24 protein-coding genes and 1 riboswitch are annotated in these 26,948 nt (G+C 47.2%); of the genes, 9 read left to right on the top strand and 15 right to left on the bottom strand.

Features of this window, described 5'->3' with window-relative positions; all coding sequences use genetic code 11:
* Positions 1-196 precede the first annotated feature (196 nt).
* Complete coding sequence (locus NDI48_29315) at positions 197-946, top strand: M15 family metallopeptidase (GenBank protein MEP0835265.1); 750 nt, start codon at positions 197-199, stop codon at positions 944-946.
* Positions 947-985: 39 nt separating this feature from the next.
* On the top strand, positions 986-1,591 hold the full coding sequence (locus tag NDI48_29310) for a Uma2 family endonuclease (GenBank protein ID MEP0835264.1): 606 nt from the start codon (positions 986-988) through the stop codon (positions 1,589-1,591).
* 94 nt (positions 1,592-1,685) lie between these two features.
* On the opposite strand, the gene NDI48_29305 is transcribed toward NDI48_29310, so the two are convergent.
* Positions 1,686-1,889, bottom strand: a complete 204-nt coding sequence (locus NDI48_29305) for a hypothetical protein (protein ID MEP0835263.1) — start codon at positions 1,887-1,889, stop codon at positions 1,686-1,688.
* 116 nt (positions 1,890-2,005) lie between these two features.
* On the opposite strand from NDI48_29305, the gene NDI48_29300 reads away from it, so the two are divergent.
* A complete protein-coding gene (locus NDI48_29300; protein ID MEP0835262.1) occupies positions 2,006-3,061 on the top strand; it encodes a DNA cytosine methyltransferase in 1,056 nt (351 codons plus the stop codon).
* On the opposite strand, the gene NDI48_29295 is transcribed toward NDI48_29300, so the two are convergent.
* Positions 3,049-3,834 (bottom strand): TdeIII family type II restriction endonuclease, encoded by a 786-nt coding sequence (locus tag NDI48_29295; GenBank protein ID MEP0835261.1) that lies wholly within the window; start codon positions 3,832-3,834, stop codon positions 3,049-3,051. The genes NDI48_29300 and NDI48_29295 overlap by 13 nt on opposite strands.
* A 190-nt stretch (positions 3,835-4,024) precedes the next feature.
* Positions 4,025-4,121, top strand: a riboswitch (TPP riboswitch).
* A gap of 7 nt (positions 4,122-4,128) precedes the next feature.
* Here NDI48_29295 and thiC point away from each other — a divergent pair.
* Positions 4,129-5,502, top strand: a complete 1,374-nt coding sequence (gene thiC / locus NDI48_29290) for a phosphomethylpyrimidine synthase (GenBank protein ID MEP0835260.1) — start codon at positions 4,129-4,131, stop codon at positions 5,500-5,502.
* 133 nt (positions 5,503-5,635) lie between these two features.
* Here thiC and NDI48_29285 read toward each other — a convergent pair whose 3' ends face one another.
* From NDI48_29285 to NDI48_29275, 3 genes are all read right to left on the bottom strand, one after another.
* Complete coding sequence (locus NDI48_29285) at positions 5,636-6,190, bottom strand: cupin domain-containing protein (protein ID MEP0835259.1); 555 nt, start codon at positions 6,188-6,190, stop codon at positions 5,636-5,638.
* A gap of 80 nt (positions 6,191-6,270) precedes the next feature.
* Positions 6,271-7,254 (bottom strand): 3'(2'),5'-bisphosphate nucleotidase, encoded by a 984-nt coding sequence (locus NDI48_29280; GenBank protein MEP0835258.1) that lies wholly within the window; start codon positions 7,252-7,254, stop codon positions 6,271-6,273.
* A gap of 73 nt (positions 7,255-7,327) precedes the next feature.
* Positions 7,328-8,509: an AI-2E family transporter gene (locus tag NDI48_29275; GenBank protein ID MEP0835257.1), complete on the bottom strand. Its 1,182-nt coding sequence runs from the start codon at positions 8,507-8,509 to the stop codon at positions 7,328-7,330.
* Positions 8,510-8,762: 253 nt separating this feature from the next.
* Between NDI48_29275 and NDI48_29270 the strand changes: the two genes are divergently transcribed.
* The gene (locus NDI48_29270) at positions 8,763-9,185 is read left to right on the top strand and encodes a peptidylprolyl isomerase (protein ID MEP0835256.1); all 423 of its coding nucleotides are present in this window, start codon (positions 8,763-8,765) and stop codon (positions 9,183-9,185) included.
* 192 nt (positions 9,186-9,377) lie between these two features.
* Here NDI48_29270 and glmM read toward each other — a convergent pair whose 3' ends face one another.
* From glmM to NDI48_29245, 5 genes are all read right to left on the bottom strand, one after another.
* Complete coding sequence (gene glmM / locus NDI48_29265; protein MEP0835255.1) at positions 9,378-10,847, bottom strand: phosphoglucosamine mutase; 1,470 nt, start codon at positions 10,845-10,847, stop codon at positions 9,378-9,380.
* A gap of 460 nt (positions 10,848-11,307) precedes the next feature.
* A complete protein-coding gene (locus tag NDI48_29260; protein ID MEP0835254.1) occupies positions 11,308-11,538 on the bottom strand; it encodes a hypothetical protein in 231 nt (76 codons plus the stop codon).
* A 171-nt stretch (positions 11,539-11,709) separates the two neighbouring features.
* Positions 11,710-12,009 (bottom strand): hypothetical protein, encoded by a 300-nt coding sequence (locus NDI48_29255; protein ID MEP0835253.1) that lies wholly within the window; start codon positions 12,007-12,009, stop codon positions 11,710-11,712.
* Between the two features lie 28 nt (positions 12,010-12,037).
* Positions 12,038-12,631 (bottom strand): DUF3177 family protein, encoded by a 594-nt coding sequence (locus NDI48_29250; protein MEP0835252.1) that lies wholly within the window; start codon positions 12,629-12,631, stop codon positions 12,038-12,040.
* A gap of 218 nt (positions 12,632-12,849) precedes the next feature.
* Complete coding sequence (locus NDI48_29245) at positions 12,850-13,077, bottom strand: Calvin cycle protein CP12 (GenBank protein ID MEP0835251.1); 228 nt, start codon at positions 13,075-13,077, stop codon at positions 12,850-12,852.
* 374 nt (positions 13,078-13,451) lie between these two features.
* On the opposite strand from NDI48_29245, the gene NDI48_29240 reads away from it, so the two are divergent.
* Entirely contained in the window at positions 13,452-14,699 is a 1,248-nt protein-coding gene (locus NDI48_29240; protein MEP0835250.1) for an FIST C-terminal domain-containing protein, read from the top strand.
* 85 nt (positions 14,700-14,784) lie between these two features.
* Here NDI48_29240 and NDI48_29235 read toward each other — a convergent pair whose 3' ends face one another.
* The gene (locus NDI48_29235; protein MEP0835249.1) at positions 14,785-15,888 is read right to left on the bottom strand and encodes a metallophosphoesterase; all 1,104 of its coding nucleotides are present in this window, start codon (positions 15,886-15,888) and stop codon (positions 14,785-14,787) included.
* 279 nt (positions 15,889-16,167) lie between these two features.
* On the opposite strand from NDI48_29235, the gene trmB reads away from it, so the two are divergent.
* Complete coding sequence (gene trmB, locus NDI48_29230; GenBank protein ID MEP0835248.1) at positions 16,168-16,809, top strand: tRNA (guanosine(46)-N7)-methyltransferase TrmB; 642 nt, start codon at positions 16,168-16,170, stop codon at positions 16,807-16,809.
* Positions 16,810-17,179: 370 nt separating this feature from the next.
* Here the strand turns inward: trmB and NDI48_29225 are convergent, their stop codons facing one another.
* Entirely contained in the window at positions 17,180-17,587 is a 408-nt protein-coding gene (locus NDI48_29225; GenBank protein MEP0835247.1) for a hypothetical protein, read from the bottom strand.
* A 303-nt stretch (positions 17,588-17,890) separates the two neighbouring features.
* Here NDI48_29225 and psbQ point away from each other — a divergent pair, with 303 nt between their 5' ends.
* Both psbQ and NDI48_29215 read left to right on the top strand, forming a co-directional pair.
* On the top strand, positions 17,891-18,337 hold the full coding sequence (gene psbQ, locus NDI48_29220) for a photosystem II protein PsbQ (GenBank protein MEP0835246.1): 447 nt from the start codon (positions 17,891-17,893) through the stop codon (positions 18,335-18,337).
* 5 nt (positions 18,338-18,342) lie between these two features.
* Complete coding sequence (locus NDI48_29215; GenBank protein ID MEP0835245.1) at positions 18,343-19,449, top strand: FAD-binding oxidoreductase; 1,107 nt, start codon at positions 18,343-18,345, stop codon at positions 19,447-19,449.
* Between the two features lie 276 nt (positions 19,450-19,725).
* Here the strand turns inward: NDI48_29215 and NDI48_29210 are convergent, their stop codons facing one another.
* From NDI48_29210 to NDI48_29200, 3 genes are all read right to left on the bottom strand, one after another.
* Positions 19,726-23,088: a PAS domain S-box protein gene (locus tag NDI48_29210; protein ID MEP0835244.1), complete on the bottom strand. Its 3,363-nt coding sequence runs from the start codon at positions 23,086-23,088 to the stop codon at positions 19,726-19,728.
* Positions 23,089-23,116: 28 nt separating this feature from the next.
* Positions 23,117-23,578 (bottom strand): response regulator, encoded by a 462-nt coding sequence (locus NDI48_29205; protein ID MEP0835243.1) that lies wholly within the window; start codon positions 23,576-23,578, stop codon positions 23,117-23,119.
* A 111-nt stretch (positions 23,579-23,689) separates the two neighbouring features.
* Entirely contained in the window at positions 23,690-26,869 is a 3,180-nt protein-coding gene (locus tag NDI48_29200; protein MEP0835242.1) for a PAS domain S-box protein, read from the bottom strand.
* Positions 26,870-26,948 lie beyond the last annotated feature (79 nt).

Genomic DNA, 26,948 nt, shown 5'->3' with positions numbered 1-26,948 from the left:
TTGTGCTGCCTATCTACACCCACAAACATGCTTTACTTCCAAGCCAATGCTGATTTCTGCAAACAGACTGATATCATGTCCGGCTAATCCGTTAAAAATTGTAGGTTGGGTTGATCTGTAGCTCACCCCAACCTACGTATTTAGTAAAACTGCTATATCTTGAGATATCACAATGATGAATCGCGGATCAAAATGGATGGTAATAAGCTTCATACTAGGCTTAGTTAGCGCTTTATTAACTTCATTTAGCCTGAGTCTTAAGTCTGAGGCTTTATCCATTGCTACAAATAATACTCTCATAAGCACACCGACTCAGGCAGAGAGTGTGAGTGAATCAGAGTTATCCTTACCTCTGATCACTTCACCTCAGCAGGTTGCTCAAGCTCCTCTTCCTTATGATGCACGACTCATTGATATTCGCAAAGTTAATTCTAAGATTGCTCTCGATATTCGCTATGCAACGACCAATAATTTTTTGAAGCGCAAATTGTACCCAACGGCAAGATGTGTGCTTAGAGGTGCAGCGGCAAGAAGACTCTCACAAGTTCAACAAGATTTGGAAAAAAAAGGATTGGGACTGAAGGTTTATGACTGTTATAGACCTCTTTCGGTGCAAAAATTAATGTGGCAAGTTAAGCCTGATTCTCGCTATGTGGCGAATCCCAAGAATGGCTCTCGGCATAATCGCGGAGCTGCTGTTGATCTAACGCTAGTTGATCGGAATGGCAAAGAATTAGAAATGCCAACTGGCTTTGATGATTTTACAGTGAAAGCGCACAGAAATTACGCAGGTGCAAGCGCTCAAGCGAAGAAAAATCGTAAGGTGCTTGAGGATGCAATGAAAAAATATGGGTTTATACCTTTACCGACAGAATGGTGGCATTTTGATGCACCCGGTTGGGATAAGTTTGTGATTCTCGATGTGTCCTTTGGAGCCATTCCTTAATTTGTAACACCATCAGTCTATAAAGGGAGTATTAATTTCATGAATCCCCAACTTTTAGATAAACCCGCCCGTCAGCCAACTGAGGAAAAACTTGTGACTCTGTATGGTATCACCTGGGAAAAGTTTAAAGCGATAGAAGCACAGCTAAACGACAACCGAGATGTCAAACTGTCATATTTATCAGGGGTGTTAGAAATTAGGTCACCCATTGGTGAAGAACATGAGGATATCAAAAGTACTCTTGGTTTGCTGTTAGAAGCTTACATGAGAGAAAAGCGTATCCGATTTTACAAGCGTGGTGGATTCACTCTAGAATCACCTGGGTATGCCTCCGGTACACCTGATGATTCTTACAGTATTGGCAGTAAGAAAGATGTTCCTGATATTGTTATTGAAATCATCGTCACCAGTGGGACTATCACTATACGAGAACTATTTAAGCCGATGAAAGTTCCTGAAATTTGGTTCTGGAAGTCTAATCAGCTAAAAGTTTTCCGCTTGAAAGAGGGAGATTATGAAGAGGTTTCCCGGAGTACCTTTTTTCCAGATTTAGATTTAGCTTTGTTACTGCGTTATCTTGGACAGCCTGATCAGTACGATGCCGTGCAGGAGTTTGAAGCTGTGATTCGGGGTGAGGGAGGTTGAAGAGGATGCTTGATTTGTGCGATCGCGTATTGTGGAAAGAATACGTTGTTACTGGAATTCTTGACAAGGTGTTCAGTTCCAGTAATCTAGATACTTATATTTTGTAGCTGCCGCCCCGCTCCCTAGCTCTCTGTACAGGCTTATTACTTGCCTCCTCTTCAATTTTTTTCCAATTCGCTTGCTCTAATACTGCATCTAGCACGTCTGAGATTTGACACCGTTGCTCATAGGCGATGCGTCTTAAGATATCGTGGTGTTCGGGCTGTACATATACAGGCTTTCTTTGCGTCTGTGCCATTTGCCCTATTTGAGTGAACAACTTTGCTTCTCAGTATACCTTAGCTAAATAGCTGCGTTGACAATTAGCTAATTAGCTAATTTAATAAATGATATACAGTCCATCCCTGCTTGAGTATGTACCAGCAGCTAGATTTGTTTGAACTGCCCTACGCAGATCAAAAGGTTAAAGCACCAATTACTACGACAGCAACTGTCATTGAGCTATTTGCAGGGGCTGGTGGTTTAGCACTTGGACTGGAAAAAGCTGGCTTAAAAGCTAAAGCACTCATCGAAATTGATAAAGATGCTGTAGCGACGCTTCGACATAACCGTCCAGATTGGAATGTGATTCATGCTGATGTTTCTAAAGTATCTTTTGAAGGCATGAGTGCAGATGTTGTGACGGGAGGTTTTCCTTGCCAAGCCTTCAGTTATGCAGGTAAGGGTTTAGGATTTGAAGACACCCGTGGTACTTTATTTTATGAGTTTGCCCGTTGTATTAAAGAGATACAACCTAAACTTTTTTTAGCGGAAAATGTAAGAGGTTTAATCAGTCATCAAAACGGTAAAACTCTCAAAACCGTTCTATCTGTCCTGGGATCTCTAGGTTATAACGTTCAGTATCGTTTACTGAATGCCGTTAATTATGACGTTCCACAGAAGCGAGAAAGAATCATTATTATTGGTACTCGCCCAGGTATTCGTTTTCAGTATCCTGCACCCTCTCCAAAGATTCTTACTTTAAGAGATGCCCTAAAAGATGTTCCACCTTCTGAGGGAATGAAATATAGCCCTAAGAGAGCCAAAGTTTTAGCTTTAGTTCCACCCGGTGGTTGTTGGCGAGATTTGCCAGAAGATATCCAAAAAAGCTTCATGATGAAAAGCTATTATCTCACAGGTGGGCGAACAGGTATGGCACGTCGAATCTCTTGGGATGAGCCAAGCCTAACTCTTACTACTTCACCGTCACAAAAACAAACGGAGCGTTGTCATCCCGATGAAACTAGACCGTTTACAGTAAGAGAGTATGCCAGAATTCAAACATTTCCTGATGATTGGGAATTCATAGGTGGTGTAGGCTCTAAGTATAAGCAAATTGGCAATGCCGTTCCTGTGAATTTTGCTAATCATCTGGGACGTTCTATAGTTAATGCTCTACTCAGTGGCTCACATGAAGATTACCTGGGGTAAAAAATATCGTTAAATTGCTCGCCAAAATTTTCTTGCCCCAGTTGCTCAAAAACATGTAATATATCAACCCAAGTATTACTGTGACCTGAGCAAAAGTCCCAGAATTCATCTTGAACCCACGCATCTTTTCCTTTCTCAAGTGGATAGGCTCTTTTGCCTTGATGATTCCACCAATCATCTGAGTATGGATTGAACGGAAAAGCTATACGAGCTTCAAAATTTGCAGAGGGATCTTGGCACAGCCTGTAAGCATACCACTCAAGAAGCTGTGAGTTGAATTTTAGTCCGTCACCTTGATTGGGTTGGACAGTTTTTATGTCGAAAACATATTCTCTTCCATCTTTAGATAGATAGACATCTACCCCCTTGCCCGCTGGTGGAGCTATATAGCTTAAATTACTTCTATCAATTCTCTGTGCTGCATTTCTCATCTGTTCGACACACTCATCCATTGATATCCATGTAGACTTACTTTCGCGAAGCCGTCTTAACTTATCGATTGCTTCAGATAAGACTTGTGGAAAAGGTTCTGGCATCAAAAGCTTCCTGTCTTCAATTGTGAAATCATTGGCTTTCGCTAAAACTTTTGCGACTGGTTCCCAGACAGTAGTACCCAGGCTAGTTTCTAAGCCCCCTATTAGAGATCGGATTCGCCGTTCTACAGGGAAAATAAGGTCAAGTACATGAGTAACCTTGACCTTCTTGCGTTGAAAAAATCTTCGGATAGAAGCTTCAATGCTCTGCTTGAGTTCTGCTTTCAACTGTGCATCCATATATATGCATTCACAGATTGGGCTAACTTATCTTCCCTCAACTTTAGCCTGATAACTCAATGCTCACCAAAATGCGATCGCCCTCCATCATCCCAGACTCCCAAACACTCCCCCCTATTACGAATTACCTCAATTCGTTAAAAATTCCCCAACCTAGTCCAATCCGCCCAATTAGGGTGATACAATCCTCAACCATAGCTAGGGGTGCCTGAGCAACCAGGCTGAGATTACACCCTTTGCACCTGAGTCCGGTTAATACCGGCGGAGGGAAGCTCTTAATAGAGGGAATCAATAATGCGGACAGAATGGATCGCCAAGCGGCGTGGGCAGAGTAATGTTTCACAAATGCACTATGCCCGCCAGGGTGTTATTACTGAAGAAATGCACTACGTTGCTCAACGGGAAAACCTCCCACCTGAGCTGATTCGAGACGAGGTGGCACGGGGGCGGATGATTATTCCTGCCAACATCAACCACACCAATCTAGAGCCAATGGCAATTGGCATTGCCTCAAAGTGTAAGGTGAATGCCAATATCGGCGCTTCCCCCAACTCCTCCAATCTCGATGAAGAAGTCGATAAGCTGAAGCTGGCGGTAAAATACGGTGCCGATACCGTCATGGACTTATCCACTGGTGGTGGTAATTTGGATGAAATCCGCACCGCTATCATCAAGGCTTCACCCGTCCCCATCGGCACAGTGCCAGTTTACCAAGCCTTAGAAAGCGTCCACGGCACGATTGAAAACCTCACTGCCGATGACTTTCTCCACATCATTGAGAAACACGCCCAGCAAGGCGTGGATTATCAAACCATCCATGCCGGGATTTTAATTGAGCATTTGCCCTTAGTCAGAAACCGCATCACCGGGATTGTCTCTCGTGGTGGCGGTATTCTCGCACGGTGGATGCTGCATCACCACAAGCAAAATCCCCTCTACACCCACTTCAACGACATCATCGAAATCTTCAAAAAATATGATGTCTCGTTCAGTTTAGGGGATTCCCTGCGTCCCGGTTGTACCCACGATGCCTCTGACGAAGCTCAACTCGCTGAACTCAAAACCCTCGGACAACTAACCCGTAAAGCCTGGGAACATGACGTACAGGTGATGGTGGAAGGGCCAGGGCATGTGCCAATGGATCAAATTGAGTTTAATGTCAAGAAGCAAATGGAAGAGTGTTCAGAAGCACCCTTCTATGTGTTGGGGCCATTAGTAACCGATATTGCCCCCGGTTATGACCACATTACCTCAGCGATTGGTGCGGCGATGGCGGGGTGGTACGGTACGGCAATGTTGTGTTACGTGACACCCAAGGAACATTTAGGGTTACCCGATGCCGAGGATGTGCGAAATGGGTTGATTGCCTACAAGATTGCGGCACATGCTGCCGACATTGCACGGCGTCGTCCGGGCGCACGCGATCGCGACGACGAACTCTCCAAAGCGCGGTACAATTTCGACTGGAACCGTCAGTTTGAACTTTCCCTCGACCCCGAACGCGCACGAGAATATCACGACGAAACCCTCCCCGCTGACATCTACAAAACGGCTGAATTCTGCTCGATGTGTGGGCCTAAATTCTGCCCGATGCAGACGAAAGTGGATGCTGATGCTTTAACAGAATTAGAGAAGTTTCTAGCTAAAGAACCAGTTCAGCAAAGCTAGAAAAACAATCACAAACTCAAGTTTTTAAGGGGCACGAATTAACTCGTGTCCCTATTGGTTATATAACGGAAACTTCTGCCTTCTGCCTTCCCTCTTCTGCCTTCTTCAATGCAAATCGGTGTGAGCGATCGCCTCAAACAACGGCGGCAGTGCGGAATTTAATGTCGCTATCCGTGTACTCTGGAACCCAACCTTCAGTCGTGGTGAAGTAACGTACCGCTTTAATCCGTCGTGATGAAGTCAGATAAAACCAGTGTTCCGTGTTGGCGGGAACATTGATGTATTCTTCCGGTTGCACCGTCACTTCCACCTGGCTACCATCCGGACGCACAAAGCCAAAGACGCCCTCACCTGCAACGATATAGCGAACTTCGTCATCAGCGTGGTAATGACAACGGTCGAATTTGGACAGGAGGGTGTCGAGATTCGGTACTTGTGGATGCAGCACCACTAAGTCACGGGATTGATAGCCAGCCGAAATTTTGAGTTGTTCAAAGTACTTATCCAGTGCTTGGAGTACCTGTTCCTTCTGTTCATCGCTCAATGCGTCTTTCGCGAGTAAGGCGTGAATTTCTGGATTATCCCCGATCGGCCATCGATTGAGCTGAACATTCAGAGGAGCCAATTCCCGGTCAAGATCATCCAGCTCAGTGTAGGTTGTCCCATCTTCCAGTCGCAAAATTGCCACAATACACCTCCAGGTTGCAAGAGTTAGGCACCATCTCTCATGATAATTGCTCGACATTAGAACACAGGGTAACCTGACGGCTAGGATTCCTTTGCCATCTTCGCCACGGCTGCCAATACAGCCTCATGAATCAACCCATTACTGGCTATAATTCCCTGATTATTCACCAGCTTGGCTCCGAAGGAAAAATCTAAAGGCTGACCATACATATCCGTTACCCGTCCCCCCGCTTCTTCGACCATAATCACTCCGGCGGCATGATCCCAAGTATTTTGCCGTTTTTCTGAAGTAATCGGAAAAGGTAGACGGAGATAGAGAGCCGCTTCACCTCGTGCGACTACACCATATTTTGCTTGAGAATCGAGCTGCCACGGGGGAGCCGTCAGTCCTATAGCTTGCACCACCGCTTCTTGTAACGTGGGATTACTATGCTCCGATACAATACTCTTGGCTAATCGGCGTAAACTCTCCTCCGAAGCGTCGGTAACGCGAAGCGGACGTGGCGCACCTCCGGCTAAGGGAATCATCGTGGCTCCCTGACCCCGCACGGCTACAAACAGAACACCCCGTTCTCCATCCGGTTGGGTCAAATCAACGGGTAAAGCAGGGCAACCTAAAAGACCGAGTTTTAACTCACCCGCCTCAACCAGCGCTAAGGCGATCGCATATTGGTCACCTCGGATATATCCTTTTGTGCCATCAATGGGGTCTAAAGTCCAGTATCGAGATTTGACTTGAGCATTCCCTCGATCAATCCAAGTCGCAACGGACTCAGGCGTCGCACTGGGTAGGTAAGCCTGAACGTATTGGGTCACCCGTGCCAACTGATCGGTTTGGGTTCGCAACAAGGTGGAATCTTCTTCACCAATCACGGGGTCATTGGGAAACGCTTCTCCTAGGGCTTGACAAATTATCGCTTGGGCGCTGAAGTCAGCCACAGTTACAGGAGTGCGATCCGGTTTGGCGATTGCTAACGAGCCTTGTTCTCGACGCACTTGTTCACATAACTTGCCAGCCGTCACCACGGCTGCTATGGCTACCTGTTTCTCTCGCTCGTACAACATGATGAATGCTCTTCTCTGGATTGGTCGATGCTACAACGTCCAATCAGACTATCCTACTGAACAGAAGATGAGTTTAATCACTGATCGTCCCGCTATCACGTTTGGACTCAAGGCGAGTCGAAACCGTATACCCCTGGTTCTCTGCCTGTTTACCCAGAGCTGGAGCGAGCGACCGCTTGAGGCTATTGTTGCTCAGAGGATTGTGAAAGAATGTGCCAGTTTGCGGGGGTAGTGTGGGGTCAAGGACAATCTCGACAAGGCTTTTTACCACACCTGTTAAGGGAATCGCCAAAATCACTCCCAAAAGCCCTCCCACTCTGGCTCCCAAAAGCAGAGATATAAAGATAATCACGGGGGATAAACCCGTTAAGTTGCCCATAATCCGGGGCGCAATTAAATTATCTTTGACCTGTTGGATTGCGATCGCAATTCCCAACACTTCCAGCGCTAACCACCAGTCGATAAACGCCACCACAATCACCACGGTGGCAATCCCCAAGGTCGCGCCGATAAACGGAATGACTTCCATTAACCCGATAAAAACGGCAAAAAGCAGGAAAAAAGGAACATTGAGCGCCCAAAAGGTGGGTGTGAGGGTCACGGCCATAAACAAACCCAACAGTAGCTGACCCGTAACAAACCGTTGTAAATTGCGCTCCAGGGATTGGGTTAACTCATCTCGAATGGTTGGGGACAGTAAACTCGTTAGACCTCGCCAAACCCGCTCACCATCAATGAGCATGTAAAACGAAATCACCAGGATTAAAATCAAATCCAAAAACCAGTTAAATGTACCGACGACTAAGCCGACACCCGTAGACGCGATCGCTTCTGCTTGAGCTTGTACCCGCGCCAATAGTTGGGAGGCTAGAATCCGCACATCAAACGGCAAATTGTGCGCCACACTCCAGTCTTGGAAGCTGGCCAACTGTTGTTGACCTTGTTCCAGCAGCGAGGGTAAGTTCGTTACCAATTGTCGCCCTTGGTTAAATACAGGCGGTACAAGGGTTAGGGCAATGAACACAACGGCAATCGCCGCTCCTAAATAGACGAGTACAGCCGCCAAACTCCGAGGCAAGAAGGGTTCAACAACAGCGACAGCATAGTTGAGCAAAAAGGCAACTAGAGCCGCTGTGAGCAAAATACTGATTAATTCACCCACATAGCTCAGGGCATTCAGCGTTACCCAGCCTGTCACTAAGACAAGTAGCCAAGTAATCAGTAACTGTTGGACAGGTGAAAAGATAGACTTCATCGAGGTTCTGTTGTTTGGCAATCTACTCCCCTTAAGGCAGTAGTTCGTAGCATAATCACCATCACCCTATTATGAGGTATGGCTCAGGACTACAAAATACTAATGGCGATTAGCTCCAAGGTTTGAGGTTAGCCACTGGAAAAATTAGATAAAGTTAACCTAGAGTTTTTTGGCTCTAGCGCCATTTAGCTCTAGGCTATTGCTAGCAACAATATCTGTCAATTATCGAATCAGCCCTAGAGGAGGGGAAACCATGACTCTTGCCATTATGGAAACGGAGAAAGGCACCATCAACCTGGAGTTGTTCGACCAGGATGCACCGAATACGGTGAAGAATTTTGTAGACTTAGCTGAAAAAGGGTTTTACGACGGCCTCACCTTCCACCGCGTCATCCCTAACTTTATGATTCAAGGTGGCTGCCCGCAGGGAACGGGAACGGGTGGCCCTGGTTACCAAATTAAGTGTGAAATTAATTCCAATAAGCACTTAGCGGGTACTTTGTCAATGGCTCATGCGGGTCGTAATACGGGGGGGAGTCAATTCTTTATTTGCCACGCTCCTCAACCCCATTTAGATGGAGTACACACGACTTTTGGTCAAACGAAAGACATGGATGTTGTCAATGCGATCCGTAAGGGTGACAAGATTCTTTCGGTCAAGATTGAACAAATTTAGCCATACCTAAAGATGGCTAAGTGAGGTAGACCGTCGGTTTCACGGTTGTAGTTTCGGACATGCGATCGCTACGGCAACTGTTCACGTAGGGAGTACCTAGCGATCGCATACATGCTGTTTAGAATAGCTGCACCCTGTAATCTTTCCCTTTCATCAGGGAGTGGGTTCGGTCATTTCCAAGGGTAAAAAACCCTAACCTAAATGTTGCTGAACGACTCGAACCAATTCAGATGTCCAATGTTCGGCAACGTCAGCCGACTCGGCTTCTACCATCACCCGGATCAGCGGTTCTGTACCCGAAGCGCGGACGAGAATGCGTCCAAGACCTGCCATTGCGGCCTCCGCTTGTGCGATCGCGGAATTCACCGCATCACAATTGTGCCAGTTCAGTCGGCGTTCGCGGTCTTCCACTCGTACATTCCGTAACAATTGGGGGTAGGGTTGGAAGCTTTGATCCACTAGCTGAGTTAAAGGCACTCCCGATTGGCGCACTAAAGACGCCAAATGTAAAGCCGTCAACATCCCATCGCCCGTCATATTGTAGTGATGGCAGAGAATATGTCCCGACTGCTCACCACCCAGCATGGCTCCAGTGCGCTGCATTTCCGCCTGAACATACTGGTCGCCCACCGCCGTTCGTACCAGGGAACCGCCCAACTCATTCCAGGCTCGTTCAAAGCCTAGATTAGCCATGACGGTTGCCACAATTAAATCTCCCGGCAGCTTTTGGGCTTGTCGTAAGGCTTGACCCCAAAAATAGAGAATGTAATCCCCATCGATCACCCGACCCTTGGCATCGACCGCCATGACGCGATCGGCATCTCCATCAAAGGCAAAACCCATATCAGCTGAATACTGCCGCACCGCTTCTTGCAAAGGCTGGAGGTGAGTCGAGCCACAATTAACATTAATGCGATCACCATCCGCTTCGTGATGCAAGCAGATCACCTCTGCCCCTAACTCAGTAAACACCTGATCTGCCAGCGCTACAGACGCCCCCCAAGCCAAATCCAACACAACCCGCATACCGCGTAAATCGGTCACCTCTTGCAGAGGATGACGCAGCGATTCCACATAATTCGTGAGCAATTCAGGTCGATAGTAGTACTGTCCCTGCACATTAGCGGGAATCGCCTCTCCAGAAAAACCTCTCAAGCCTGCTTCAATCTGCTTTTGCAACGCGACTGGTAGCTTTGTCCCTTCTGAGGCAAAAAATTTAATTCCATTGTCTTCTGGTGGGTTATGACTGGCAGAAATCATCACTCCTCCAATCGCATCCGTCATACGGGTGAGATAGGCAATGCCAGGAGTGGGGCATAACCCCAAGTTCCACACCTCTAAACCGGCTGCCGTGAGACCGGCTGTCAGTGCCATTGCCAACATATCGCTGGAGTTTCGCGAGTCTTGTCCCACAATCACGGGGCCAAGTGCAGGTGTCTGTGTTTGCAATACCTGACCGGCCCAGAAACCAACTTGTAACGCTAAATCGGCATTGAGTAAATCTCCTACTCGTCCCCGAATGCCATCGGTGCCAAATAAGGCAGTCGTCGGTAGCGTTAGAGACCGACTCCCAAGGCTGACACTGGTCGAGGATGCCTGCTGATGTCGAGGCAATACCTCTAAACGAGAGAAGCCCTGAGTCCGGACTGGGGATGTAACCATAAACCAATTTTCCTCACACAACACACTCAATGTGGAGGATAGCACTTTCTACTATAGAGTTCCCCTATTGTTACTCTCGATCCCTCTCAGGGAAGAGGTGACCATGAATGAAACAAGGAAGAGAAGTGGGCAATCACAGATGACCGCCGCCGGAGATGACCGGAGTTTTAGTGAGGATGAGGAAGGGAGGGAAGATTTTATCTAAATAGCTTCTGATCCCTAGGGCCTGTCGTTGTCATCCTACAGGTTTGTGTCACTCCATCCAATTCATCTCAGATGTAGCTCGGAAAAAATTTAATCTTAAAAAATTAATTTATTGGTGTTATAAAATTTTTTATCCGTTGCTGTGCTTCCTAAGTATATGGAAGATATACCTTAGGAGGCTATTAGCTAAAAGCTTTCACAGACCTAGCTTTGTTTCTGGGCAAACTATTAAAAATTAGTGATTAGTGACAGCGACTCAAATATCGTCGAGCTTGCCAACTTCGGAGCCACTGAGGAGTTGATAGACGGAAACGCCTCCCCTGTACAGACCGCTCAGAACCTGAAGCACTACTAAGATAGGGATAGCAAACAAAGCTACACCCAGACCACAGAAGACAATAGCGAATCTCTCAGATAAAATCCCTGATTGGGGTTGATCGTTAAACTGGCTATTAGGGGTCGTAGAAGCGTCCTGAAAAGCTATCATTTTGGTTTTCGCTCTCATCTAGGGTTAGTTTGGTTAACTATCCCTAATTATGTCTAAAGGTAGAGAGCTTTTTATCAAGGGATAGTATAGATGGTTGGCGACTGTATAAAGTTTGTGTAAAATCTTTCCTCTGTCACTCAGAGGAATCGGGGATAGGAAGCGTGGAGGATATCACACCCCAGCTTCTGATAGGAACGGTTGCATTGTGTCCCAAGTCAGACCTTGCTGAAGATAGCGAGGCGCATCAGGGTTGTAAGGACTGGCAACTCGGTCAATTGAGACAATGTGTGCTTCTGGAGGTAGGACAGGGATATCCGGATCAAAAGCGGTTGGGCGCATCAAAGAACTGGAAAATCCTTTAAAAATCGCAATCTGGTCTTCTTCCCCATCTACTTCAACCGTGACAATCAAAACTTCCTGTGGACGCTTAATCGTGTATTGCTCTAGACGCCGCCCCATGGAATTAGTCATGCGAATCGCTACTCAATGTATGGCGTACTTATTGTTCCATTGCTGAACGCCCTTGCTTGCCCAGCCGAATCAGGACGAAATAGCTTAAGTAAAGGACGTAGACGATTAATCCTGTCATTCCCAGAAAACCGAGAAATCCCGGTCTGGAATCGTTATGGAAATACTGTTTGAATAACAAGGGTGGCCCTAACCAAACTTGACAAAAAGGCGTCTTGACTGACCCTGCCAAAAAGGCACAGCTAAGAAAGGGAATACTTGCTAAAGCGCCCAAGATACAATATGCAGTAATAGCCCAGCGCCATGATGTCAGTGCCAACTTTAAAGGACGCTGCGGTTGATCCTCAATATCTTCGTTCACATCCACCCAAAACCACAGGGCAATGGGAATTAGGATACGACCGAACCAACCCGAAACAAAACCAAGCGGCAAACCGGCAATAAATAGGTAAACAGTAATCGCCAAGAGACTGGCAACACGCCAGTAGATGATCAATAGGCGTACCATCGAATCCACTTTCTGAACAAAAGCCCAAATAAGCAGAATCAACGGGATGATCACCGTAATCAAAACTGCTAATCGGTAGTCTGTCCAAACTAGGGATCGAAGAAGTTCGTCTTGCATTGCTCGTTGCCGAAAAGACCTTTATCTATGTTATGCCAGTAGGGGCAGGTTTCCCCCTATCTGGCTGGATAGCATTCGGCTGTGTTCGTGTGCTACCCCCAGTATCAAGCCCCTTTTTTACAACAAATAGCTGGAATCCTCAGATTGGGAGTTCCAGCTACTTGCGCCCATTGGCTGATGTGCCTAAACCAACTGAAGCTGACTTGAGGCAATGAATCTTAGTCTTCGTACACCCGACATTCATCGGCGTCAGGGTTAGCGTCGCAATATTGCTCAAAAGCGTTTTTCTTGGGAGCTTTTTGGCGTTGGTGCGCGGCTTCAGCTTGTAGTTCTTCTACTACATCCCACGCTGCTGCACAGGCTCCGGAATCTGCACCGTTTACATCACAAGCAGCTCTAGCTGCTTCGCGCTCTTGTTGGATTTTTTCTTCAATGTTGTTGCTCATTTCCTTACCTTTTCCTGCGTACTGTACTTAAGTACAGCAAGTTGCTTAGTCGAGAGGGAATCATGATTAATCTAGTCTTAGCGCCAATTGGGTTCTTAATCACCCGATTAATCCGGATTTTTTAAGATTGTGCCAATTTTTGCCTGCCGACGGTCAGTTCGTCTCTTACAGACTTAACTGATTTCACTGCCTACATATTAACTTATGTGAAGCACAATCGCTAGCCATTCAGTCGCCCTGTCAGGATAAAGGCATGTGTTCGGTATCTAACCTTACCTTATAGAGTTGCCCCTGGTAGCGCTATCATAAGGCTTAAACCGCCTGCCAACTCCTAAGGGCAAAAATCGGCATCGGGATTGAATTCGGCAAAACCAATGGCTAATCCAATTCAGTGGGCAAATGCCTTATCTACCTGTCCATCTTTGGAAGCAGCAATCGCGGAAGTGGTAGACCGCGTCCAAAAGTCGTTGACCGCCACACCTGATTTAGGGTTGGTGTTTATCTCGTCTGCCTATGCCAGCGAGTATTCTCGACTGATGCCCTTACTGCGAGAGCAGTTGTCGGTGCCAGTGATCATTGGCTGTGGGGGTAGCGGCATTATCGGTATGAACTCCCAAGGTGAAACCCAAGAAATCGAGGGAGAACCGGCTCTGAGTCTCAGCTTGGCTCACCTGCCTGATGTTCAGGTTCAAGCTTTTCACATCCCTGGAGATGGCTTACCCGACCTAGATAGTCCCCCCAATACCTGGGTGGATTTGATTGGTGTTGCACCCCAGGAAGAACCTCACTTTATTTTGTTAGCAGACCCCTTTTCCGCCATCAATGATTTGCTGCAAGGGCTGGATTTTGCCTATCCAGGGTCAAGCAAGGTAGGAGGAATGACCAGTGCTGGCGCGATGGGTGTGCAAAGTGCCCTATTTTGTAACTATAAACTCTACCGCGAGGGCACCGTTGGAGTCGCTTTGAGCGGCAATATTGTTTTAGAAACAATTGTGGCTCAAGGTTGTCGTCCGATTGGTCAAACGTATCAGGTGACGGCCTGTGAGCGGAATATTGTGTTGGAATTAGCCACACAGGATAACGTCGAGAAGACCAGCAGCGAGATTGAGTCCCGTCGCCCATTGGAAGTTCTGCGAGATTTACTGCAAAGCCTCAGTGAGGAAGACCGACAACTGGCACAGCATTCTCTGTTTGTCGGTGTTGCCCGCGATGAATTTAAGCAACAACTGGGTCACGGAGACTTTCTGATTCGCAACTTGTTGGGCGTCGATCCCAGAGTGGGGGCGATCGCAATTGGCGATCGCGTTCGACCCGGTCAGCGTATCCAGTTCCACCTGCGGGATGCCCGTACCTCCGAGGAAGACTTAGAACTGCTCCTCCATCGCTATCAAAAGGATACCTCTGTTACTTCAGAGGCGGCTGGTGCTTTAATGTTTTCTTGCCTAGGTCGGGGAAAAGGACTCTACGGAAAGCCTGATTTTGATTCCCAACTGTTTGGTCGCTACTTGAGTAACATTCAACTCAGTGGCTTCTTCTGTAACGGTGAAATTGGCCCCGTGGGTGGTAGCACGTTTCTGCATGGCTACACCTCAGTTTTTGGGATTTGCCGTTCAAAACGTTGAACGTTGGAAAGTTGAACGTTGAAAGTTACAGCTAATCTTCAAGCCTGCAACTCTTTTCAAACCTTCAACCTACCAACTTCAACCTTCATTTCAATAACAGCGTCGTATGGTTGTCGATCAGAGCCGGTTCACCGTCGCTGCTGATCGCGCTAAATGCCTCGAAGTAGCGGCGAGCTTCTGGGAAGAACTCTGGGAAATCAAATAGGGAGTCACCGGCAGCAATGTTAGCCCAGAAGTAGCGCAGACTAGGGACAAGTTTTTCAGCGTCTGCTAGGGGTAAGTTTAACGGCTCCGTGGTGAGAAGTTTCAGCATGAACGGATGGGAGCGATCGCCCATTAATTCTCGTGATTTCTGGGGCAAATTCTCCCAACCGGGCACTGACGTCACTCGATGAGACTCAATCTGTAACCATTGTTGTCCTTGCTCGTCCGTTCTGAACTCAAATATCCGATAAGGGTGAGGATAGCTCACGAGAGAACCAGTTGTGATGTCGTAGACGCCCTCATGGTAGGCGACATCCTGAACGTGTAAGTGACCCGTAAACACCAAATTTACCCCAGCCTGCTTGAGGATTTTCAGCAGCGCCGGAGCATTGTCCAACATATATCGCCGTCCCATGGGATGGCGAGATTGATAAGGTAGATGCTCTACAACATTGTGATGCACCATGACCAGTACCAACTTATCCTCGCTCTCTCGCAGTACTTGCTCAAGCCAGACTAATTGCTGTTCATCGAGACACCCCAATTGTTTACCCGACGCATCAAATTGATTGGAATTCAACCCAATTAACTGGACTCCCGGTAGGATTTCAGTGGTGTAGTACAACTGGTCTGGATTGTCATAGCCCAATTGATGGTAATAGTAGGGAAAGTCTTTTAATCCAATCGAGTGTTCATTCGGCAGTAGATTTGGAACATCATGATTCCCTGGCACCACGTACACCGGAAAAGGCAACTGGCTCAACCGCTTTTGCAACCAGGCATGATTATCTCTTTCACCATGCTGAGTTAAGTCTCCAGGTAGTAGCAGAAAATCAATATTTTGCTGCTTCAAGTGTTCCATAATCAGCTCTAGGGCTGGAATACTAACTTCCACTAAATGGAACCGATTGGGATGATCCCAAATGGTATGAGGTAGCCCGATGTGCGGGTCGCTCACTACCGCAAAGCGAAAATTTAGACCCATGATATAAACTTTATTAAAATCCATGCAAGGCATAATTAAAATTATCCCTCATTCCCTTGTTCTTGTTGCACTTAAATAGCAAATCTTATTTTTTCTTATCACTTTATGCTCAAAAATATGCTTAAATTGGGAAGGATTATTAGATTTTCAGGAACATAAGTGCTAACCCTTGAGCCAGCAATATATTATTAAAAATTAAGAGAAGAGTCTAGGATTAAGTTTAGTTCATAAAGTATAGCGCCACTGGAAAAATCAGTAGTAATACAGGAGGTATAAACGTTGCCAAAAGTCCGAGTTCGTCAACACGTCAATCCATTGAGTAAGAAATACCAAACGCCGGTGCAACCCCCGATTTGGGATCGTGTTTATGCTCAATCGGCTCAACCCTTACATCTGGATATTGGCTGTGCCAGAGGGGAATTTTTGTTGAGTATGGCAACACTACAACCCCATTGGAATTTTTTGGGATTAGAAATTCGGGAGCCATTAGTAGAACAGGCTAATGCTAAAGTTTCAGAGTTGGGGTTGAGAAATCTCTACTATTTGTTTGCCAACGTCAATAATTCCTTAAAACCCCTGTTGGAGTCTTTTGAAGCGGGGACATTGCGGCGTGTTACACTCCAATTTCCTGACCCTTGGTTTAAGAAACGACAAGCCAAACGACGTGTAGTGCAGCCCGAATTAGTCGATACTCTATCGACTTATTTGATGGATGGAGGAGAGGTTTTTCTGCAATCGGATGTGGAGGCAGTAGCGGTGGAAATGTGCGATCGCTTTGAGGCTCATCCAGCTTTCCAAAAACAGGGTGCTGAGCTTTGGCTAGCTAGTAATCCTCTGCCAGTTGCAACTGAGCGAGAAATCTCTACTCTCTCACGAGGTGAGCCGGTTTATCGTGCTTTGTTTGTTCGTTGTCAGCCTTGACAAGAGTGTCTAATGCTGGAAACACCCTCCCCATCCCTCCCGTGGATAAAAGGCTTCGTCCTCTGCCTTCTCCCCTTTTAGAGGAGAACGAGAGGGGTGGTACGGGAGCAAGAAATATTCGCTCATATCAAAGGGATTGAGCCGGCTCTCATAAGAGTACGGGAAGTTGACTTTTGCAAGAGACGACCATGAGCAAAAGCTCACAGTCAAGGATGAAAATAGGGATAAAAACGATTTCGCATTGTTTCAGTCCCTATTTCCCAAACATGTCTACTGCTCATTTACTTTTGTACTGGCTTAGATTATATTCAACCCAAGCAATAGTACTCACTGAGAAAAACAATTTTTATTCACAAAGCTGATTGAAAACTTACTGTGTTTGCGCTTCTGTTTCTCTTTGAGGCGGGCAGGAAAGACTACTGATTACAACTTCATCCTTACCCACATATCCGGTAACCAGCAGCGAATCAAAAATTGGGTTATCGACACGAACTATCCTCTCAAAATAAATTTCTGTTTCGTTCTCATCAGGCACAAGATATTTAAATTCTAAACCCGAAAAATTGGCATCATATTGTAAATAAGTTAAGGCCGCAAAAAAGGCTGGAATGAACTTAATATTAGGATTCCCGTGATTATCCTTATTGAAAGCGATAAAATGATAGGAGTATTTAGAGGAATCATCTTGACTCACTGGGTTCACATGAATTTTCAGGCTGTAAGGAAAATTTACTTCGCCTTGGTGAAAAGATATAGAAAACGAATGACCTTCATCCATGATTTTAAAGATGTCAAATTATTTTATTTCTTATTATAAAGAGCAAACCAAGTATTTTGGCATAAAAATCTCTTTTGGCATAAAAATCTCTTTAATAGATATTGTTAAGTCCGTTTAAATTCCCTGAATTACAACAAAAACACCTCAACAGCCAAATAGCTCCAAAGGTATACTCTCCCGACTGAGACAAGCGGGGTAAATCCTGCAAATCCTACAGGAGTAGTAAGCAAAACCAGCGATTTTGAGGTATATTGCAGGCAAAACCCCATAAATTCTCTGATTAGTTGGTGGATTAAGAAACAAATGCTTAAGAAAAGTTACCGATCACTTCTGGCTGTCATGCTGACCCTGGTGATGACGTTTTTAGTTAGCTGTAGTAGCCCTACAGCCACAAAGCCACCTACCTACACGCCTGACAAGATTGCCCAGATTCAGAAATATGCTTCTACCGTAACGGCTCTGCGCGAGACAATGCCCAACTTGGCAACCAGCATTCAAAACCGCGACTGGACAGAGGTCGGTTCATTTATTCACGGCCCCTTCGGCGAACTGCGGCAGAAAATGAGCTATATCACTCGCGAACTCCTGCCCCAAGAGCAAAAGGCAGCGAAAGAGGCGGCACAAGACTTGTTTACTCGTTTGGAGAATATTGACCTTGCCACTGAAAAAGGCAACTATCAGAAAGCCGTAGACAATTACCGACTCGCCATCAAAGACTTTGATGCGTTCTTACAACTAATTCCTGAATAAAGCCAATGAGCCGAGTTGCCATCATTGGGTGTGGTATTGTTGGGGCAGCTATCGCCTACGAACTGAGTCTCATTCGTGGCTTAGAAATCACGGTTCTGGAACGGCAATACCCGGCACGAGAGTCTACAGGTGCCGCCTTGGGCGTCCTGATGGGTGTGATTAGTAAAAAAAAAGGCAGGGCGTGGCAGTTGCGGCAAACGAGTATGCAGCGCTACGAAACCTTGATTCCTGAATTAGAGGCACTCACTGGGCGTCCGATTTCCTTTAATCGGCGTGGCATCGTCAAACTCTGCTTTGCCGGAGATGACTTGGCCTCTAGGCAGGAGTTAGTCCAAACTCGCCAGTCCCAAGGTTGGCAACTAGAAATCTGGGATGCACAAGAATTACAATCCCATTGCCCTCAATTGCATCCTGATAATATCGTCGGTGCCATCTATTCTCCCCAAGACCGACAAGTTGACCCAACCCTTCTCACCCAAGCATTGGTAACGGCAGCACAGAGCAACGGCGTTACCTTTGAGTTTGGTGTGGCAGTCGAAGACGTGCAGTCTCAGGTGCTAGATAACAGTGCGACGCGAGAATGTACCCAGCTTCACTCTAAGGTCGGAAAAATTGATGTAGATTTTGTCGTGGTGGCGGCTGGATTGGGTTCAACCCCAATCACCCTGGCATTAGAGCAAACGATTGATATCCGACCGGTTTTAGGTCAAGCCTTGCATCTGCGGGTTGAGCATCCCTTGGGGCATCCGGATTTCCAACCCGTGATTACGGGGAATGATGTCCATATCGTACCAATCGGTGAACAGGAATACTGGGTCGGGGCGACGGTTGAGTTTCCGGATGCTACTGGAAATGTGGTGGCACAACCGACCTTGCTGGAGCAAGTGAGGCAGGAAGCCATGGCTTTTTGTCCGGCTTTAGCCCAAGCCACGATTCTTCGCACTTGGTCAGGCCATCGTCCTCGTCCCGAAGGGCGTCCTGCTCCCATCATTGGTCAACTGCCCGGTTACAACAATGTTCTATTAGCGACAGGTCATTATCGGAACGGGGTTCTCCTCGCACCTGCCACGGCACTAGCGATTCGTGATTTAATCGTGTCAGTGATTTCTTAGCACCGCTGGATACACTCAAAAATAAAAAAATTTTAAAAATTGTATAAAGGACGACTGATAAAGTTTAAGTTTTATCAGTAAAATTAACGAAAGTTAACAAAGGTCAGCTTAAATAAAGACCCTGAGCATGAAACTGCAAATAGGGTCAGCTTAAATAAAGACCCTAACCATACATAAGTTGGGTTTAATTTTTCCAATGGGGTCAGCTTAAATAAAGACCCTAACCATAGACAAGTTGGGTTTAATCGGAAGTCCTCCTTCAGGGGAGGACTTCTGTTATTGTCTATCTTCAGCTAGCTGTGGCACCAAAAGTGGTAACTGCACAGTAAACGTTGATCCCATGTCCTCACCTAGACTGAATACCTCAACCGTACCGCCGTGCTGTTCCACAAGATAGCGCACCAGAGACAGACCAAGTCCCAATCCACCGTAAGCTCGAGTACTGCTGCTGTTTTCTTGACGAAAACGGTCAAACACATAGGGTAGGAAATCCGCAGAAATTCCCTTCCCAGTGTCGGTGATTCGCATTTGGGCATAGCAGTTAGAAACTTGAGCCAGTGAGCTGTGATCAGTGACTCCTGACCCCATGGCAGACGGGGATTGGCACTCCGATGGAAACCCACTATTTATAGAAGAAGTAGCGGGCTTAGGAATCCGGTGATCACGAGTGAGTGGGTCAGTGTTGACGGTTTCCTGGGTAACGGTTCGTGGATGGTTCCCCTCAACCTGCAACTCTTGCACAGAACGTTCCACCTGTTCCACTCGCTCCAGCCTAATCTCGACACGCCCTCCTTTGGAAGTAAACTTGACGGCATTCGAGAGTAAATTCCAAACCACTTGCTGCAAGCGATTGGCATCGCCCCAAACGAGTTGAGCGGAGGCGTCGAGGCAGCAGTCAATTTGAATCAGCTTTGCTTCAGCGGCTGGACGGATTGTCTCAATCGCGGCTTCAATCACGGATATTAGTTCACAGGGAGCAACCGAGAGCTGAAGCTTGCCCATCATAATCCCTGAGATATCCAGAATATCCTCGATCAGTGCCGCCAAGGACTTGCTATTACGGTCGATTGTCTCCAACGCTTGAGCCATCTTAACCGGATCGAACGTCCGGGTTCGCAGCAATTGCATCCATCCCAGCATGGCATTCAGGGGTGTGCGTAACTCATGGGAGAGCGTGGCTAAAAATTCATCCTTCATCCGGTTCGCCGCTTCGCTATCGGCTCGTGCCTGTCGTTCAGCAGCGTAAGCGCGGGCGCGTTCAATTGCTTGAGCACACTGCTGCGCTAGAGCCTGGATAAAGGCGCAGTCCTCTGGCGTCAACGTCTGAGCATGAAGAAAGCTAAACCCAATCCCTCCTAATGTATGACCATCAACATTTAAGGGGATAGCCGCCCAGGAATGATGCGGACTATCAGTATACTCACTGGTCAGGTGTGGGTAGCGTTCAGCCAAGACTTGGCGGGATTCGATGAAGATGGCTTTATTTGTCTTAACGGCATCCGCGATGGGTACTTCAGCCGTGAGCGAGAAACGGTTCCAATTTTTAAGTAGTTCCTGAGGATAGCCGAGAGTATTCACTAACTCTAAGGTTTGATCGCGCTCACTCAAAAGTGCAATAAAACCCGCGTTTGCGTTCAAAGCTGCCAAGCCTTGATTGACAACAACCTCACCCACTTGCGTCAAGGAAAGCGCTTCACTTAAGGAGGCGGTGAGTGATTGCAGGCTGGCTGTGCGTTGAGCTGTTTCTTCGGCAATTCGTCGCGCTTCTTGAGCGTCCCGATAGAGCTGTGCGTTATCCACTGCCATCGCGGCATGATACGCTAAATCTTCCACCACAGAGAGTTCATCTGAACTATAGTGACGCCCGGACTCAGCCGTGCCAAAGGTGATAGCTCCTAGAGTCCGCCCACGAGCCACCAGGGGCACCACGATATAGGACTTTAAGCTGAGTTCGCGTAGGCTTTGCAGATGTTGGGCATCTTCAGCCACAGCAACTAAGTCAGAGTCCAAAATCTCGGAAGCAATCGCCTTTGGCGCTACCCCTTGGATAATCGCAGATTCTCCTGTCCTTAATAGAGTCGCTAACCCATTAAAGCATTCTGGATAGCGTCGGTTGAGTTCCCAGGCTAGCTCCACTTTCGCCGGATCGAGATGGGCGATCGCCACACGACGAATTGTCTGGTTTTTCTCTAAAATATCGACAGCGCACCAGTCAGCGATAAACGGAACGGCTAACTTCGCCACACTTGCCAAGGTAATTTCGTAGTCCAAGGAGGAAGCCAGAACCGTACTCGCCTCTGCTAAGAAGGCCGATTTGAGTCCTTGTACCTCTGCTTCCAGACGAGCCGCCTGTTCCCGAATAAGCTGTTCTTTCTGTTTTTCAGCTCGTTTACGCTCTGTGATGTCGCGATTGATACTCAGGAAACCGACAGGCAATCCTGTCGCGTCGTAGAGGGCTTTCCCCGTTGCTTCGATGGGCACCTCAGAGCCATCTTTGCGACGGCAAATCATCTCTGTGCAGAAGGTACCTGTTTCCTGAATGGTTTTAATAATCCTCTCCGTCATGGTGGCGGTGATATCGGAGCGAAGGAGAAAAGTTGCGTTTGTGCCGATCGCCTCTTGGGCGGTGTAGCCAAACAACTCTTCTGCCTTTCCCGTCCATTTCTGGATGTTAAGCTCCAGATCGGTGAGTAAAACAGCATCGGGCATTTGCTGCAAGATTTGATCAGAAAGGCGTAGAGCGTTTTCTGCGCGTTTGCGATCGGTAATATCCCGTTCCACGGCAACCCAATGGGTATACCATCCCTCTGCATTGGCGACGGGGACAATGCTAATTTCCACCCAAAACTCGGAGCCATCCTTACGATAATTGAGCAACTCCACCACCGTGGGTTGCCATTGTTTCAACGCAGAGCGGAATTTATCGAGCTGGGTACGCTCACTTCTGGGGCCTTGTAAAATCCGTGGCGTTTTACCGAGTACCTCTTCTTTCGTATATCCCGTCATCCGAGTAAACGCCTGATTGACATATATAATCCGAGGTCCGGGTTCGTCAATCGGTTCTGCTTCGGTAATCATAATGGCATCGTTCGCCGTAACTGCTACCGATTCCAGAAGTCGCAAGCGTTCTTCGGTTTTCTGGCGCTCAGCAATTTCCGCTTGTAAAGACTGATTCGCCTGGGCTAACTGCGCTGTTCGTTCCTCTACGCGTCGTTCTAACTCGGCTGTCAGTTGACGGAGTTCTTCCTGAGTTCGCTGACGTTCAACCCGTTCCTGAGTTTCACGCAACGCCCGCTTTACGGCTGGAACCAGTCGCTCTAAACGTTGTTTGAGTACGTAATCAGTTGCACCCCTTTTTAAGGTTTCAATCGCGAGTTCCTCGCCGAGGGTAGCTGAAACAAAGATAAAAGGTACATCCGGGCAAAGGGTTTGTGCTATGTCCAGAGCTGCAATACCATCAAAGGCTGGCAGGGAATAATCGGAGAGAATTAAGTTAAAAAAACTTGTTTTTAAGGCGTTTTGAAAGTCAGTACTCGTCTCAACCTGCACTAACTCACCCTCAATCCCTCCGTTGGTCAAATACGCCTGGATGAGCTCTGTATCGAGCAGACTATCTTCGAGCAGGAGGATACGCAGCATTTCTAAGCGTTGTTTACCTAAAACTGAATTAAATAGTGCGTCGGGAGGGAACCGATCCTGGAGGTGGCTGATTCACCACAGCCCAGAACAGCCCCAGTTCCTTGATGGCGTCAACAAATTCATGGAAATTGACGGGCTTCACGACGTAGGCATTCGTTCCTAAGTTGTAGCTGTTGATCAGATCCTGCTCCTCGCGAGAAGAAGTCAGAACAACAACAGGCACAGCCTTGAGTTCGGGGTCAGATTTGATTTGTGCTAAAACCTCCAGTCCATCGACTTTAGGCAGCTTCAAATCCAAAAGTACAACCACCGGATTGCCTTCCATCCGCAATTTGAAAACTCCCTTCCGATAGAGATAGTCTAACGCTTCTTCTCCATCCCGCACCACTACCACTTCATTGGCTAAACAATTTTCTGAGAGCGCCGTCAATATTAATTCGACATCGTTAGGGCTATCTTCAACTAGCAAAATTCGCTTTAATTCATGCATTTATATTTTTTAAAAAAGATGAGAATTGTCCATTTAAAAATTGCACTTTATCAGGTTACTTCAATTTTGACAAATTTGGGCAAATTTTCACTTCTTTCAATTTTCAAACCTTCAATTGTTGTGGTTTACTTGAGGAAGTGAGAAGTAAAAAGTCGCTCCCTCTTCAACCACAGCTTCTGCCCAAATTCGACCGTTATGACGGTCAATAATTCGTTTGACATTAGCCAATCCAATTCCAGTTCCCTCAAATTCTTGGACACTGTGTAAGCGTTGAAATACACCAAACAGTTTGTGGACGTAGCGCATGTCAAATCCTACGCCATTATCTCGAACGAAGAAGACGAACTCATGCTCGGTTTGGGTGCTACCAATTTTAATCTCAGCGCGATCGCGTTTTGAGGTGTACTTAACCGCATTTTCGACTAAATTATGGACGACCAAGCGTAACATACAAGGATCGCCATAAACTTGGGGCAATTCCTCAAGTTGCCAAGTTATATTACGCTCACCGATATCTTGTTCAATGTCGCGCTTAACTTCTTGTACCAATAGAGTCATGTTGACCCTCGTGTAGCGCATTTCCGTGCGCCCCATGCGAGAAAATGAGAGCAAGTCATCAATGAGTGTTCCGGCTTGTTTCGTGGTTTCAATGATAATATCCAGATAACGCAGACTCGTTTCATCTAAGGTGGTAGCGGCTTTTTTTTGTAGTAAATCTACGAAACCACTGATATGGCGAAGGGGTGCACGTAAGTCATGGGAAACAGAATAGGAAAAGGATTCTAGTTCTTGATTAGCGGCTTCGAGTTGGGCGGTGCGCTCTTTAACCCGTTGTTCAAGGCTTTCGTTGAGTTGGCGGATTTGCGCTTCTGCCTGCTTGCGCTCCGTGATGTCTAAAAATACCCCAACACATCCTCTGGACTGACCCTGTTCGTCAAAAAATGGTGTAGCGTATTCTAAAAATTGGGCAGTCTCTCCATTTTCATAGATGATATCAACTTCCAGCTCCAAAACTTCAACACAATGAGCCGCCGCATACTGCATGGGGAGTTCATCCATCATGAGTTCTCGACCATTACTGTAAACTTTAAAGTTTGCAGGTCTTTCGTGTTCTGGAGCGCTCAGGGAAGCATTATCCTCTGGGGCAATCCTCAACATCCGAGCCAAAGCGGGATTCGCCCGAATATGGTGACATTGAGCATCGTCCGCGATACCAATCCCAACCGGAATGACTTCCAGTAAGGTTTCTAGCTCATGAATGCGGCGATTGAGAGATTGGTTGAGTTTAACGACTTCTTCCTCAGCTAATACGCGATCGCTAATATCGATACAGGAACCGATGTAGCCGAGAAAGTGACCATCGGGTGTAAAGCGGGGAATTCCTGTATCTAAAATCCAACGGTACTCGCCATCAAAACGTCTGAGGCGGTAATCCATCTTAAACGCTTGGCGGACATCAAACGCATTCACGTAGGTGTCTAAACAATGCTGGTAATCATCGGGATGAACGCCTTCAGCCCAACCATTACCAAACTCTTGTTCCATCGTCCGTCCGGTAAAATCTAGCCAGGGTTGATTAAAGTACGTGTAGAGCTTGTCAGTGCCAGACATCCAAATCAAGACGGGTGCTGTATCTGCCATATTGCGAAATCGTGCTTCACTTTCCCGGAGTTCCGCAAGAGCCTGTTTGCGATCGCTTAAATCCAGGATAAAGTTGACGGTTCTCTCTCGCTCCCCCTCTAACAGCGCACCTATGAGCAGAACGGGAACGCGGCTACCATCCTGGCGAATGTACTCCTTCTCAAATGGAGTACATACTCCAGAGGTTCTCAATTCTTCGATGGATAGCTCATCGAGAGGTTTATATTCGGGTGGGGTCATCGTATCCCAACGCACTCTTCCTGCTCGCAAATCCTCCCGCGTGTAGCCTACCATTTCTAAAAAAGCATCATTGGCGTCTAAAATGTTGCCACTTAAATCCGGGAAAATAATCCCAACGATATTGGCATCAAACAAACGCCTAAACTTAGCTTCGCTTTGCCGCAGCTTATCTTCTAAGCGCTTGCGATCGCTGATGTCAAGTGACATGCCTGCAAGAAACCGTCGCCCCCTGGCGTCTATGAAGGGAAACTTAAAGGATAACCAAAAGTGGACGCCGTCTTGGTCTACAGACGTTTCTAACAACTGTACCGCCTTGCCTCCAGCCAGGACAGCTGTATCATTATCCCGCCATTGCTTTGCCTGCTCTGCTGGAAATAAATCGAAATCTGTCTTACCCAACCAATCAGCTAACGGGCGATTCCAGGTACGCTCAAGTAGTGAGTTGACGTAAACGAAGCGCCCCTGTTCATCTTTAATGAAAGCTGTTACAGGAGTGTGGCTCATGAAGCGCTCGAACAACTCTTGGCTCTCCCGCAAGGCTTCTTCTACTCGTTTGCGCTCAATTGCTATAGCAAGCACATTAGCAACAGCCTGGATGAAATTGATGTCATCCTGGCTGAACTTCTGTTTTCGGGTTGTGTGTACTCCTAACACACCAAACGGACGGTTTTGCCCGTAGATAATCACGCTCATGCCGCTGATGACCTGATGGTCGTGCAGGAGTGGAGGCCCGTTAAACCGCGTTTCTTTCCGGAGATCTTCAACAATCACGGGCTGGCTGGAAAGCAGGGTGTATCCAGCTTGCGAATAGGTTTCGCTGCCCACTGTGGCATGGCCTACAAGCCCTGGATGCCAACCCACACCTGATCGCAGGAGCAAAGCCTTACCATCGGGAAGGAGTTCTAAAACTTTGCAATACTCAACATCAAGGCTTTGAGCCACAAGCATGGGAACTTCATCCATGAGTGTGGAAAGCTCGATACCGGAGAGCGCACGCTGACCTAATTGGGCTACGACGGCCTGCTGTTGTAGGCGACCCTCCAGAGCTTTCTCTACCCGCTTGCGCTCAGAGATGTCCTGGAATACCAATGCACAGGTCGCTGGATGACCGTACATTGGCACTAACGTATCGGCAAACACGATTAGAGAGCGTATGCCCTTAGGTGTGTGCCAATCCATTTCAAACCCGTCTAGACGCTCACCTTGCGCCACCCGCACTCCTGGCATCTGCTCGTCCGGGATTCGCTCTCCCTTGGCGTCGGTGCAGTAGTAGACGGTGTGGTACTCCTCACTGGGTTTATCTTTGGGAAATTCGCCCCCAGCCATTTCATCCGCCGCTTGGTTGGCGAACGTGACTCGTGCCGTTCCTGGTTCAATCAGAAGCAGTGGAGATGGCAGGAAGTTCAGCACAGATTCCAGCCATTTTTGCTGATTTTGCAGGGTTGCCGCTTGCTCGCGGAGAGTTTCCTCAGCTTGTTTGTGAGCGCTC

Origin of the sequence: Microcoleus sp. AS-A8 (assembly GCA_039962225.1) — a bacterium.
Lineage (GTDB): Bacteria > Cyanobacteriota > Cyanobacteriia > Cyanobacteriales > Coleofasciculaceae > Allocoleopsis.
The sequence above is the reverse complement of the archived record's forward strand: the minus strand, read 5'-3'. Positions and strand labels throughout refer to the sequence as shown.